The 14,280-nt window shown below is 43.1% G+C and carries 7 protein-coding genes; 5 read left to right on the forward strand and 2 right to left on the reverse strand.

Going from position 1 to position 14,280, the window contains the following annotated elements; all coding sequences use genetic code 11:
- The 4 genes from WC955_11115 to purD all read left to right on the forward strand — a co-directional run.
- Positions 1 to 2,060 (forward strand): AIR synthase-related protein (locus tag WC955_11115; protein ID MFA5859598.1); only part of this gene is annotated, 2,060 nt, incomplete at its 5' end.
- 24 nt (positions 2,061 to 2,084) lie between these two features.
- Positions 2,085 to 2,903: a phosphoribosylformylglycinamidine synthase I gene (purQ, locus tag WC955_11120; protein MFA5859599.1), complete on the forward strand. Its 819-nt coding sequence runs from the start codon at positions 2,085 to 2,087 to the stop codon at positions 2,901 to 2,903.
- 37 nt (positions 2,904 to 2,940) lie between these two features.
- Positions 2,941 to 4,296, forward strand: a complete 1,356-nt coding sequence (gene purF, locus WC955_11125) for an amidophosphoribosyltransferase (GenBank protein MFA5859600.1) — start codon at positions 2,941 to 2,943, stop codon at positions 4,294 to 4,296.
- 11 nt (positions 4,297 to 4,307) lie between these two features.
- Positions 4,308 to 5,603, forward strand: coding sequence for a phosphoribosylamine--glycine ligase (gene purD, locus WC955_11130; protein ID MFA5859601.1), 1,296 nt, complete (start codon positions 4,308 to 4,310; stop codon positions 5,601 to 5,603).
- A 21-nt stretch (positions 5,604 to 5,624) separates the two neighbouring features.
- Here purD and WC955_11135 read toward each other — a convergent pair whose 3' ends face one another.
- Positions 5,625 to 7,604, reverse strand: a complete 1,980-nt coding sequence (locus WC955_11135) for a hypothetical protein (GenBank protein ID MFA5859602.1) — start codon at positions 7,602 to 7,604, stop codon at positions 5,625 to 5,627.
- A 95-nt stretch (positions 7,605 to 7,699) separates the two neighbouring features.
- On the reverse strand, positions 7,700 to 9,247 hold the full coding sequence (locus WC955_11140; protein MFA5859603.1) for a carboxypeptidase regulatory-like domain-containing protein: 1,548 nt from the start codon (positions 9,245 to 9,247) through the stop codon (positions 7,700 to 7,702).
- 239 nt (positions 9,248 to 9,486) lie between these two features.
- Here WC955_11140 and WC955_11145 point away from each other — a divergent pair.
- Positions 9,487 to 14,280: MG2 domain-containing protein (locus tag WC955_11145; GenBank protein MFA5859604.1), on the forward strand; the 4,794-nt coding region annotated here is incomplete at its 3' end.

Consider the following 14,280-nt stretch of genomic DNA (forward strand, 5'->3'; position numbering starts at 1 on the left):
AGACACACAACCATCCTTCTGCAATCGAACCTTATGGCGGTGCAGGGACAGGTATCGGCGGTGTTATCCGCGATATCCTGGGGGTGGGGTTAGGTGCGAAACCTGTGATGAATACTGACGTTTTTTGTTTTGGCCCGCTGGATTATCCTTCAACTAAATTACCGGAGAACGTACTTCATCCAAAACGGATATTCAAAGGCGTGGTGTCAGGTGTTAAGGATTATGGTAACCGTATGGGTATCCCCACAGGTAATGGCGCGGTAGTGTTTGATGAAGGGTTTGTATACAACCCGTTAGTTTACTGCGGTACCGTGGGTATCATACCAAAAGATAAGTGTTTCAAAGCTGTGCATCCCGGTGAAGTTGTGGTAGCAGTAGGTGGGCGTACAGGCAGGGATGGTATACACGGTGCGACATTTTCTAGTTTAAGCCTTGATAAAGATACGCCGTTGAGTCCTGTACAAATAGGGAACGCTATTGTTGAGAAAAAGGTTTTGGATACCCTGATGCAAGCACGGGATCTCAATCTTTACACCGCGATTACCGATTGCGGGGCGGGCGGTTTTTCTTCGGCAGTAGGTGAACTCGGGGAAGAGTGCGGGGTGAAGGTGTACCTTGACCGTGCACCGTTGAAGTATGAAGGATTACTCCCGTGGGAGATATGGTTATCCGAGGCACAGGAACGGATGGTTCTTTCCGTCCCGAAGAAGTGTTTAAAACAAATATTGCAGTTATTCAAAAATGAAGATGTTGAAGCTACCGTCCTCGGTGAGTTTACGGATACCAAAAAACTTGAGATGTACTATAACGACAAAAAAATTGGGGAACTTGAGATGCTATTCCTTCATCACGGGTATCCAAGGTTTCATAAACAAGCGAAATGGGTTAATGTTGTTAATAAAGAACCTAATGCTAGTGTCTTAGCGAAAAAAGCGGGTGTTCCCGGTGCAGTTGCGGGGATACTAAAAAAAGTTTTGGGTGACCATGATGTGTGTAGTAAAGAATGGATTATCCGGCAGTATGACCATGAAGTACAAGGTCAAACCGTGGTTAAGCCGTTACTCGGGAAACATGGCGGGCCGGGTGATGCGTGTGTTTCCTGGCCGGTAAGTTGTTCCGGGCAGTTTAATACACCGGCGGAGAAGTATAAAGGTTTTGCGGTTAGTTGCGGGATTAATCCGCAATACGGGAAAATTGATCCTTACTGGATGACTGCCAGCGCGATTGATGAAGCGTTACGTAATATCGTTGCTGTGGGCGGTGATCTCCGTCATGCAGCGTTACTCGATAATTTTTGTTGGGGTAGCCCGAATAAGCCGCAGCAGATGGCGGGTGTTGTCCGTGCGGCATTAGCGTGTTATGATTACGCGAAACTTTATGGTACGCCGTTTATCTCAGGGAAGGATAGTCTTAATAATGAGTATGTAGATATAAAAGGCGTTTCGCGGTCAATTCCGGGTACTATGCTTATCTCCGCGATCAGTATCGTTCCGGATGTACGAAAAACTGTTATGTCAGGCTGGCGTAAACGCGGGAGTTTGATATACCTTCTCGGGACAACGTATGACGAGTATGGCGGGTCAGTGTATTACAGGATTAACGGGTGTATTGGTAATTCCGTTCCTAAAGTTAATGGTGACCGCGCAAGAGAGGATATGTATGCGCTAGGCCGGGTGATAGCTAAAGAAATTGTGTTATCCTGCCATGACTGCAGTGACGGCGGGCTCGGGTCTACTCTTGCGGAGATGGCGTTCACTAACGGTATTGGCGCGGAGATTGAACTAAAAAAAGTGCCTTTTGAGTTCCGGTACTCAAATAAACGTAAACTCATGGATACCGATATATTATTCTCGGAGTCAAACTCCAGGTTTGTCGTGGAAGTTGAACGCAGCCACGCAGCAATGTTTGAACGTATGATGAAAGGTACAAAAATCGGGTGTATAGGCTTTACGATATCCGATCCTGTGTTGAGGTTAAGAAGTGTGCTGGATAATGAGATTGTTATGGAAGAATCGTTGACGGAACTTATGACGGTTTGGAAACATGGGTTGGGGATATAGAAAATATTTGATGGAGAAAAATATATGAAAAACAGTAATGAAGTAAAGGTGTTAATCCTCCGCACTGCGGGTACCAACTGCGATTATGAAGCGGTGTTAGCGTTCAAACTCGCTGGTGCGGTACCTGAACAAGTGCATATCAACGAGTTTATCTCGGGCCGTAAGAAAATGTCGAAGTATGACGTCTTGATTATCCCCGGCGGGTTTTCATATGGTGATGATGTAGCATCCGGGAAAATATTGGCAAATGAACTTAAGTACAAATTATGGCCTCAGGTTAAGCAGTTTGCGAATGACGGGAAGCCTGTCGTAGGTATCTGTAACGGTTTTCAGGTACTTGTCAAACTTGGCCTTCTCCCGGGTGAGATAAAGTTTGGGCAGCCGCCGGAACAAACCGCAACTCTAACCGATAACGCATCAGGGAAGTTTGAATGCCGGTGGGTTGAGCTTAAGAAAAGTATTAATACACGGTGTAAATTCCTGAAGTATGTACCTGATATCATTGACCTACCTATAGCGCATGGGGAAGGGCGGTTCGTTGCGATTGAGGATAAGGTTTTACAGGATCTTGTTGAGAACGGTCAGATTGTGTTCCAGTATTCGCATACTGGGCGTCCAACAGAAATATATCCGTATAACCCTAACGGGTCAATAATGTCAATCGCAGGGATTACGGATTATAACGGTAACATTCTTGGGATGATGCCGCATCCGGAACGTTATTTATTTAAAATTAACCATCCTTACCGTCCTGCAACCGGTACGGAGGAAGATGAGTTTGGGCAGGGATTCACGTTGTTCACTTCGATTGTTGAGTATGTAAGAGACAGGGTTAAGCAGTAAAAAAATATTATTTTTATAGAAAAGGATGTGGGAATAAATGTGCGGAATATTTGGTATCTACAACAACCGTGATGCTGCGCATATCGCGTATCTTGGGCTGTATGGGTTACAGCATCGCGGGCAGGAGTCTGCCGGGATAGTAACTTCCGATGGGAAACGGTTAAACCGTAAGGTAGGTGTGGGTTTAGTTGCGGAAATATTTAAGGATAAAGCGCTGGATAGTTTACCGGGCAATATCGCAATCGGGCATACGCGGTACTCTACCGCAGGATCCGACCCGCAGCGTGACGCTCAACCGATACTTGTGAAGTATTGTAAGGAAGTCGGAGATATTGCCATTGCGCATAACGGTAACCTCCTGAACTCTGATGTATTGCGTGAGCAGTTAAAGGGATACGGCTGCGAGTTTCTCACAACATCGGATACCGAGGTTATCCCTGTACTTTTGACAAAAGGATGGACGAACTCGTTAGTGCATGACTTACCGTGGACACTCAGGCAGGTGAAAGGCGCGTATTCGTTGCTATTGATCACAAAAGATAGTATCGTTGCGGTACGCGACCCAAACGGTATTCGCCCGTTGTGTATCGGTAAACTCGGTGAGTCCGTAGTGTTCTCATCAGAAACTTGTACGTTTGGGTTGGTTGGCGCTAAGTTTCTCCGTGAACTTGACCCCGGTGAAATTCTTGTCGTAAATAAAAAAGGAATGAACTCCACGTATTTTACGGATGCTAAAAAACGGTTGAAGACACCGTCAGCGTTTTGTATATTTGAATATATATACTTCTCCCGGCCGGATAGCACAATTTTTGGGAAGAATGTTCATGAAGTACGGAAACGGTTAGGGGAAGAGTTAGTGAAAGAAAGTAATGTCCCGGCGGATATTGTTGTTCCGATACCCGACTCCGCGAATAGTACCGCCATGGGGTACGCGCAAACAGCAAAATTGCCGTTTGAAGCTGGCTTGATACGTAACCATTATATCGGCAGGACGTTTATACAGCCGCATCAGTCAATCCGTGACTTTCGAGCGAAGATTAAGTATAACCCTATTGAAGAAGTTATACGTGGTAAACGCATAGTTGTGGTTGATGACTCAATTGTCCGTGGGACGACAAGCAGGAAACTTATGCGTATGATCCGCGATGCCGGAGCAAAGGAAATTCATCTTAGGATAAGCTGTCCCGAGATTAAACACCCGTGTTTTTATGGGATAGATACTCCAACAGAAGAAGAGCTTATTGCAGCCAATAATACTGTAGAAAAAATTAAGGGGTACCTTGAAGTGGACTCATTACACTTCCTGTCACTCGAAGGTATGATTAAAGCTACGGGGATTGATAAAAAAACGTTCTGCACTGCATGTTTTACCGGGAAGTATCCGTTGAAATAAGGACAAGTTTGATGGCAAAAAAGGTTTTGGCAGTTATCGGTAGTGGCGGGCGTGAACACGCAATGGTGTGGAAACTCGCGAAGTCGCCTGAAGTTGGGAAAATATATTGTTTACCCGGTAACGGCGGGATTGCATCAATTGCAGGCTGCATGCCAAAGATAACAGCGGAAGATATTGACGGTATACTTTCATTTGTTAAAGAAAAAAAGGTGGACTATACTATCGTCGGGCCGGAAGCGCCGTTAGTAGCGGGGATAACGGAAAAGTTTCAATCCCAGGGGTTAAAAATATACGGGCCAACCTCTTCAGCTGCACGGTTTGAGGGGAGTAAGGTGTTCTCAAAAATGTTTATGACAAAACACGGGATCCCTACTGCCGCATACCGAGAGGTAAAGACCGTGGCGGAAGGTGATGCCGCAATTGCAGAAATGTTCAAAACCTCAAAGGGTGTGGTTGTGAAAGCTGATGGCCTTGCTGCAGGGAAAGGTGTTATCGTGTGTGATACACCGGAACAAGCATCAACGGCAGTAAGGCAGATGGTAACCGAAAAACAGTTTGGTTCTGCCGGGGATGTGGTATTAATAGAACAACGGTGGTATGGAGAGGAAGCGACTATCCTGGCGTTTTGTGATGGTGAAACACTTGTCCCGATGCTGCCGTCACAGGATCATAAACGCGTTTATGACGATGATAAAGGGCCGAATACCGGCGGGATGGGTGCGTACGTACCCGCTCCGGTGATAGATATTAAAATGTGGGATAAAGTTAAGGCACGGATATTCAATAATTTCCTTACCGGGTTGAAGAAAGAAAATATTGTGTACCACGGGGTGATATATTTTGGGTTAATGATTGTTAATTCCGACCCGTACCTTATAGAGTTTAACTGCAGGTTCGGTGATCCTGAATGCCAGGTGGCCCTTCCTGCACTTGAAGATGACCTTATGGAAATTATTGAACTTACCGCAGAAAAAAAATTGTATGAACTAAAACCTGAGTTCAGTAAATTAGCAGCGGTATGTATTGTCCTTGCTTCCGGCGGGTATCCCGGGAGTTATGTTAAAGGTAAAGTTATCACCGGGCTTGATGCTGCAGCGGAGGATTCTAATGTCACGGTCTTCCATGCTGGTACGGTTGCGATAGATGGAAAAATCCTTACCTCCGGCGGGCGTGTGTTAGGCGTTACCGGTGTGGGTAAAGATATTAGAGAAGCTGTTAACCGTGCGTATAGTGCAGTATCCAAAATTTCATTTGACGGTATGCATTACCGTAAAGACATCGCTGCACGTGCGTTGAAGCGTATATAATAAGTTATTACTACAAAAACATTATTTCGGTGGGTGCCATTCCACACCGCTTGCTTTCAGCGTAGGGACAATCAATCCGTTATGCTGTTCCAGTAATTCAATCGCTTTATTGGTATCTACGTCCAGCATTATGCGTACTACCGCAATATTTACCGGTGCGGGAAGGCCTTTCCCTGCTTTACGCGCTTCTTCCGTACTCTTGAGTATATCGTGGATATAATGGTTTGCCATGTCATACGGTACACCAAGTAAGCCTACAACTAACCGTGTTGCACGGTCAATAAGTTTTTTATTACTCGGCGATACATAGGTCATGTAGTTGCCCATAACGCGTCCTAACCGTACCATCACAAGCGTAGATAATGAGTTCAACAGCATCTTCAACACTATTGCCTGTGTAGTGTACAGTGCTGACATCCTGACATTTTTTACGATGACCTGTATATCTGTCTTCGGTAATGCTGACTTATCAACTTTTCTGTGGGTTACTATAACGATAGCCGTCTTCCCGCCTTTTTCCCGTGCGGAGTCCAATGTACGGCGGACAAATGAGTTTTTGTCAGTCAAAGTATCAACCTCATCGCCGTAACAGACCGCGACAACAAGATTACCCGCGCCGGTAGGACGGAATTTAAGTGCTTGCTCTCCGGAAATAACAAACTTCAGAATATCTTCATTCGCGATCTTCGGGAGGTCATTTTTTATACGCTGGAATGTTTCATCGCCTAATAACTGGCGGTAGGTTTCCTGTGACCAGTTAATCCCGCGGATAGGGTGTTTCAATAAAGATTCCCATGCACTGTTATTATCCTTAGCGTCGAGGACCATGTATACTGCCGAAGCTTTGGCTTCCGGTTTATCTATCGGCCGGAAGGGCGGGTTATAAAATGTTGGTGACCGTTCCGTGGTGTCAGTCAGTACGATCAAACTTGATTTATCTCCGGCTATGTATAACGTATACCCTTTCTCCGGATTAGGGTCGTCCATAGCATAAAAATTTCCGCCGGTACGGTAAATTTCACTTTCCAGCTCAACAATTTTGCTGAAGTCAGAGATCGCAGTGCGTACTGTTGCCGGGATTTCATAAGACAAATCTGACATATGACGGATATCGCAGTACTCAGGGTCTAATCCTATAGTTTTCAATTCTTTCATTGATAACGTTTTTGAGAGTATTCTGTATAACGCAACTTCCATAATTGAGGATACCACCAGAGTTTCACTGCTGGTTGCCTGCATGCGGGTAGAACCCGTGATTGCCTGTGAGCCTGTGGTGAGGTTAATCTTTGTAATTCTCGGGTCAGTGATAACTTCTCGGCTCCGGATAACTTTATCACACAAAATTGCGTCAGGATTGTTGTACACAAAAAAAACGTCAGCGCCGTCTTCCACACCAGCCCATGCGGTACCTATCACATGCGAGGTTTCACCGCCTTCTGTGATAGAAAACACAACATCGCCTTTACCTAATCCTAGGTCACGGATTTGTTTTTTCCCGAATGCGGTTTGATCTTCATAACCTTCTACTGATTTGATTAACGCAAAATCGCCGCCAGCCATTACACTAAATACGCGGGTATCCAAGTCTTTAGGTAACTCGCTGGAGTTAAGCTTATTTTTGATCTCCGGATGTTTCTCCGTGAGGTTCTGCCAGAACCCGCGCCAGGTGGCTTCCATCTGGATACTTAACCGTCCCGTAGCGCCGCAGCCGGTAAAAAAGATTTTGTTGCCTCTCAACAACGCGGCTTCTACTTTATCAATTGCGAGGTCAAGCTTGCTTTCGTATGCCATACGCTGGAATACCGGTGGGATCTGATAATCCACGAGGTTAAGTTGTTCCAGTGCTTTCTTAGTATTTTTTTCTGCAACCTTGCTTAAATTACGCGTGATTGGATGCGAGCGTTCCGTCATTAAGTTTCCCAGGCGAAACTGTGTCTCGTTCTTAAGAAAATACTCCGCGTCCTTCGAAAACGGTACGTTTTTAGGTAATACGTTTGACATAAAAATTAATAAAAATCCCCTTTCAATGGTTTTAACTATTTTTTTAGTAAGGTGTTATTATACTAAATACTTCATAGAAGTAAACCCTTTACCTCCTACTTTGTAGTAACTCTTGCTTTTCGTTCAGGTATAATTACTCGGTTATATATCTGTGCCTCATCAATTAAACCTTTAAAATTGTTCAAAACAATATCAACATGACTCCTAACATTATTATCATTTAAATCTACAGGTGCAGTGCCGCCGATGAAGACAGCGTCCATGCGTGAACCCATCGAAACGTTTGTGAGCTCCGATGCGGATAATTTATAGTCAAGATACAATTGAACACTTGTAGAGGATGTGTTATTGTCATAAATACCAGTTAGCCGGTGCCAGTTTTTGTCAATTTTACTATTAGTTTCTAAATTTATTGTTTGTCCTGTATTATTATCTATCCTGAAACACAACGAGTCGTCGTTGATACGAAAATTATAAGGATCACATGCTGAATATCCGATGGATAACTGAGACAGAATACAGGTGTCAGCAGGATATTTATCGGTATCGCATTTTATCCGGCAATCAATAGTCCAACCTCCAGTTCCGGGGTACATTAGGCTTTGGCTTGCGGGGATTTCAATATAATCGTCTATACCATCGAAATACAATGCTGTATTTGCTCTTCTCACTGTGGTAACCCATTTTGGGTTTCCATAGATAATTCCATGATTTCTATATCCTGAATAATCAAAAGCAATATCCCCGTTTCCTTCTTCAAACTTCCAGTATCCCACGAGCGAAGAGTCACCATGTTCTAGCTGAATAGTTAAACTTTTGGTTTGATTCTCGGAGATATCAACATTTTTTGTGAGTTCAGATATATATCCAATAAAAGAAACAAAAATCAGATACTTCCCAGTTTTTATATTGGTAAAAAAGTTACCTTGATGATCTGTTGTTGATACATACTTCAAAACATTATCTGTGAATACTTCAACAACAGCACCGTTTATTGGAAGCCCAGTATCTTTGTCTCTTACAATCCCTTGAATTGTTCCGGTTGACTTGTCTGTAAGTAATAACTTGTTTTCTATACAATCAAGCAACTCGTTTTCAATTTCGCCTTTTTGTGATGCTTTAATCTCCCATTCTTGTTTATTAGTTCTTTTAAGAGTAGAGTACGTTCCATAATTAACAGAAAACATTTCGTCATACGAGTTTTCAAACGTACTGCCCATAGTTATTGTTGTGTTATGTTCATCAATCGATGTGAGTTTAGTATAGACAAAAAAATTGAGTGGTCCATTACCAACAAAATAATCAGCTCTGTCTTTCTCCGTATATGACCTTCCACCGCTATAAGTAGAATATAGTTGTGCTAATCTGTTTTGTTGTATATTTAAGTTTCTGGTAATAATTAACCTTTCATTTTTTAACAATTCAAGATCCTTGCTATATTCAGAGAAACATTGAATTGTTTTTTGCCACACTGTTTCAAACGGTATCGAAAACGTGCGGGAAAAAGTTTTGCCGCCTAAATTTCTTGGAAATAAACCATCACATACTATCTCTTGATAAAACTTTGTGTTAGTAAGGCATGGGGTAGTAATATTTACTTCAGGGATCTCTTGTGCAGAAGCAGAAAGAGGAATTAACAGCATACAAGCAATGCATATCATTTGTTTAAGGATGAACATGAAATTATTATAACAAATATTTTGTCTAATTAATATGTTACTCAATTCCTGTTTTGACTTCCCACAAACATTTAGTAAAATATCCTTAGTCTGGCCGTACTGTTCTTGTTGTATACATGTCGTTAACAATAGTATGAATATTTATGCGTAATTTTGGGTGTATGGATTGTCTAAATAATTATAAGGAACTAATGGAGGGAAAAATGGCGAAAACAAGGGTGTTAGCAAAATATACATATTTATCTGTAATATTATTATCTATATTTTTATCCGTACCGGTTTTCGCGGAACTACAGGTGTTAACCTGGACGCCAGAGAGTGATACCATGGCTGATGTTGATACCATTAGTGTATCTTTTAACACACCTATGGTAGCGTTAGGGAAATTGCCGGAAGGTAACGGTACCGGCCCGATGATAATAAATCCGCCGGTTGAAGGACAGTACCGATGGGTAAACACCACTACGTTGACGTGTACGATAAAAACCAAATTGCCATTAGCTACTGAGTTTAAAGTGGTTATACCCAAAGGTATAAAATCGGAAATATCCGGTGATGTGTTGGAACAACCGTTTATGTGGACATTCAACACATTACGGCCGGACCTGGTACAATCATATCCCCGGCATAATCAAAAGTGGGTAAGATTGGATACCAAAATATTTTTGGTATTTAACCAACCAATGGATCCTGTCAAAGCACGGCCGTTTATTAAGTTGTATGAAACCTGTATGCGTGAAGGACAGAAGGAGCAAGAAGTAAACTGTTATATACGCAAAGCAGTAGCACAGGATACTATTGATAATGTACAGCACGAGTATAACGAATATTATGATATAGAACATCAGAACCTTACAAAAATGCTGGTACTAATTCCTGAAAAAAAGTTAAAACAGGATGGTGTATATTCAGTAGTGTTGAATACAGGATTGCCCGGAGAGGAAGGGGGGTTGGGAAGTGTTGCCAGTCGTGACCTGCGTTTTGAAGCATATCATAGGTTCAATTTTATCGGCCCTGCACCCTACACGGCAGTAGACCCGCAGTCGGGTATCTACTTTGTTTTCAGTAATCCTGTGCGATACAACGATTTCATACGTGCTACAACAATATATCCTGATGTACAGTTACCAGATCATAATCAATACTCATACTTTGGCAAGAATTACCAGGATGATACATGTTCCGGCAATTTTTATTTTTATTTAAACCCGGGAACAACTTATTACGTGAAAACCCGCGGTGAGCTTAAGGACATATTCGGGCAACAGTTGGGAAATGATATTGAAACATCGTTCGTTGCAAAAGATTTTACGCCGTATATTAATATGTCGATGGGTATGGGAGTAATAGAAAGTTACTTATCGCCGCCAAGATATCCTGTAAAATTGTTGAATATCAACCAGATAAAGTTGCAGAAAGTGTTAATTGACTATAACGATATCGTACCGATTGCCATGCAGCAGCTTGAATTTACCTCGGTATCAATAACTCCTCCCTTCGGATATCAGGTAGACAGAATATGGGAACCCAAAATTAAGAAAAATGAAACGACGCTGTTGCCACTGGAGTTAAACGAAGTATTGGGCGGTTCTAAATACGGGATTGTACTGTTACAGGCACAATGCCCTGAACTGCCGGGGAATGGTAAGTACCGTCATGCTTTGCTTCAGGTAACCTCTATGGGCATTACCGGCAAATTTTCACCTGACGGGAATCTGATATATGTATCATACCTAAAAACCGCAAATCCGGTTATTGACTGTATTGTTGAACTTCGGAATAACAACAATGTAACACTTTGGACAGGAAAAACTGATGAAAACGGTTTTGCTAAAACGCCCGGGTGGGAAGAGTTAAAAATTATACCTGACCAGCGCTGGGAGACACCCAAACTATGGATTATTGCCAGGAAAGGATACGACGTAGCGTTCAGTAATTCTGAATGGGGTACCGGTATTTATCCGTACCAGTTTAACCTGCCGTATAACACGTCGACTGAATATCCGCGGTATACCGGGCATTTGTTTACGGAACGCGGGATATACCGTCCCGGCGAAAAAATGTATCTTAAAGGCATAGTCCGCGAGAACCGGGTTGGCAAATGGGAAATTCCAAGAATTGTGAACTACAATTTGTTTATCAAAGATTCGCGGTCAGCAGAAGTTGTACGTACAACAATAACATTATCAGATTTTGGTGCGTTTGATTATACGTACAATATCGCACAAGCTGCACCGACAGGATTTTATTCTATTTCCCTTTTGGACTCAAGAATTTCAACGGAGACAAGTTCAGCGAATAATAACGGTTATGACGACGAAGGGTATTCGTATAACGACCATGGCGACCGGTTGCTGCGTTTTTCATCTGAGTTTCGTGTGGAAGAATATAAACCCGCAACTTTTGAAGTCAGCGTGAACACAGATGAAAAAGAGTATGTTATCGGCGATACAGCAACTATTAAAGTTGATAGCCGGTACCTTTTTGGTGCACCGATGTCCGGCGCTGAACTCGAATACACCGCGCGGCTGGACCGCGGATATTTTACACCCGATGGTTGGCCGGGCTATGCGTTTGGCAGAAATTATTGGGATAACGACGAACAATATATTTCTTCGCCCGGGGTTATTAAGTCGGGTAAAGATAAGTTGGATAATGACGGGAATTACAGTTTTTCATGTGAACTGAACACACGGAATCCTGGGGTCTATGACTTTATAGCCGAAGGTGTGGTAACAGCACCGGACCGTCAACGTCTGGCTGGGCGAAAAAGCGTGGTGGTGCATAACGGAGAATATTATATCGGTATAAAACCTGTTACAACATTTATTGAGAAAGGGAAAGATATTGAGGTAAATATTATTACCGTAATACCGGATGGGAAAATGGTTACGGGAAAACAAGTTTCGGGGTGTTTAAAACAAATAGAATGGCTTTCCGTGAGGAAAGCAGGGGTTAACGGCAGGCTGGAATGGCAAACCGAAAAAATGGAAACTGTAGTGAGCAGTTTTAATGTTACCAGTACGTTAACGCCGTATCAATGGATATACCCGCCGGGGAAAGCGGGGTATTACGTTTTATCAGTTGAAAGCCGTGATTCGCGGGGGAATAATATAAAGTCTACGCAATACTTTTATGTGACAGGTAAAGATTATTGCGGATGGCAACGCAGCGATGATGACCGTATAGACCTTATCTGCGACAAAATTAAGTATAAACCCGGCGATACTGCTAAAATCCTTGTGAAATCGCCGTATGAAACCGCTTCCGCAGTGGTAACGATAGAGCGGGAAGGTATTATCAGCCAGTGGAGGGCTAATATAGTAGGCAGCGCGGATACTATAGAAATCCCTATAACCAAAAACCATCTGCCAAACATTTACGTTTGTGTAATGCTGTATAAAGGACGGGTAGCAGAAAAAAAGTTTTCAGAATCGGGCAACGATCTTGGCCAGCCCTCATTTAAAATCGGGTATACACACTTGCCGGTAGACCCGGGAGATAAAAGTTTGGATGTAAGAGTCAATACGGATAAGACCGAGTATCGTCCCGGGCAGAGGGTGAAAGTAAAGATTAAGGTTGTTAATTCCGAAGGCAAAGGAGTACCATCAGAGGTAACGTTGGCAGTTGTTGACCTCGGGATACTGAACCTTATTAATTACCAGACACCGAACTCGTTCCCGTACTTCTACGGCCCGCGCCCGCTTTCGGTAGAGACTTCAGAAACACGGTTGCATATAGTTGGCCAGTGTAATTACGGGGAAAAAGGCGAGAACCGCGGTGGCGGTGGAGGGATTTTTTCTACGATCGATGTACGCGCAAAGTTTGTACCTACGGTATACTGGAATCCCGTACTGAAAACCGATAATAGCGGGTATGCAGAGGTAACGTTTACGCTTGCAGATAACCTTACCACATTCCGGGTTATGGCGGTAGTACAGACTAAAGACGCGAGTTTTGGCAGCGGTGAAAAACGGTTCGTAGTAACTAAACCGTTGTTGTTAAAACCCAGTTTGCCAAGGTTCGCGAGGCTGGGCGACAAATTTACTGCGGGCGTGTTATGCCATAATAATACGTCGTTACCCGGTACTGCGGTGATAAATGTGGATGCCAGAGGGTTGAAGTTGTTAAGCGAACCTACGACACAGGTGTATTTGCTTAAAGGCGGTGTTAAAGAAGTAAGGTACGATTTTCTAGCGGATAAAACAACGTCTGCGGAACTGGTATTCAAAGCTGTGATGGATAACGAAACCGATGGGTTGAAATGGACAGTACCTGTAACATTGCCCCGGCCGGTGGAAGCTGTGGCAACGTATAGCTCGACAGTTGATAAAGTTGTGGAAGGCATAAAAGTACCGTCGGATATCTTCGACGATGCGAGTTCCATCAATATATCACTTGCTTCTACTGCTATGATAGGGCTAAAAGGCGGAATGGAATATTTGTTTGAATACCCGTATGGGTGCTGTGAACAAAAAACGTCAAAAATATTGCCATTGATATTTGGTACAGGGATTATCGATATATTTGACCTTGCACCGTTGAAAAAACTGTCCGCGCGGGATGTGATAACGTCTTATCTTGATGAACTGCCTCAGTTCCAGAGCCCGTCCGGCGGGTTTAGGTTTTGGAAAAACCAGGGGATGGAATCGCCGTACTTAACAGCATACGTGCTTTGGGCGGTTGCGGAAGCTGGGAAACAAGGGTTTAAACCTGACAATAAAATGATAGAACGTGCGGTAGAGTATCTCCAGGCGTATATCAGGGGTGATTCGCGTGGATGGGCCTGGCCGTATAGTATTAACGAAACGCTTACTACAAAAGCGTTTTGTGTTTATGTATTGTCGTTACACAATTGTCATGAACAATCGTATATCAGCCATTTATATCAACAACTACCCCAGGTGCCGTTATTCGGAAAAGTATACTTGTTGAAAGCATTGAATCTGGAAAACATGGATGCGTCAATGATAAATACGGTTCTTAAGGATATTTAT

Source organism: Elusimicrobiota bacterium, assembly GCA_041658405.1.
Taxonomy (GTDB): domain Bacteria; phylum Elusimicrobiota; class UBA5214; order JBBAAG01; family JBBAAG01; genus JBBAAG01.

Bases quoted from the DNA above. Each gene is read 5' to 3' on its own strand.
- purF (MFA5859600.1), top strand. From the start codon at position 2,941: ATGTGCGGAATATTTGGTATCTACAACAACCGTGATGCTGCGCATATC.
- purQ (MFA5859599.1), top strand. From the start codon at position 2,085: ATGAAAAACAGTAATGAAGTAAAGGTGTTAATCCTCCGCACTGCGGGT.
- WC955_11135 (MFA5859602.1), bottom strand. From the start codon at position 7,604: ATGTCAAACGTATTACCTAAAAACGTACCGTTTTCGAAGGACGCGGAG.
- purD (MFA5859601.1), top strand. From the start codon at position 4,308: ATGGCAAAAAAGGTTTTGGCAGTTATCGGTAGTGGCGGGCGTGAACAC.
- WC955_11140 (MFA5859603.1), bottom strand. From the start codon at position 9,247: ATGCTGTTAATTCCTCTTTCTGCTTCTGCACAAGAGATCCCTGAAGTA.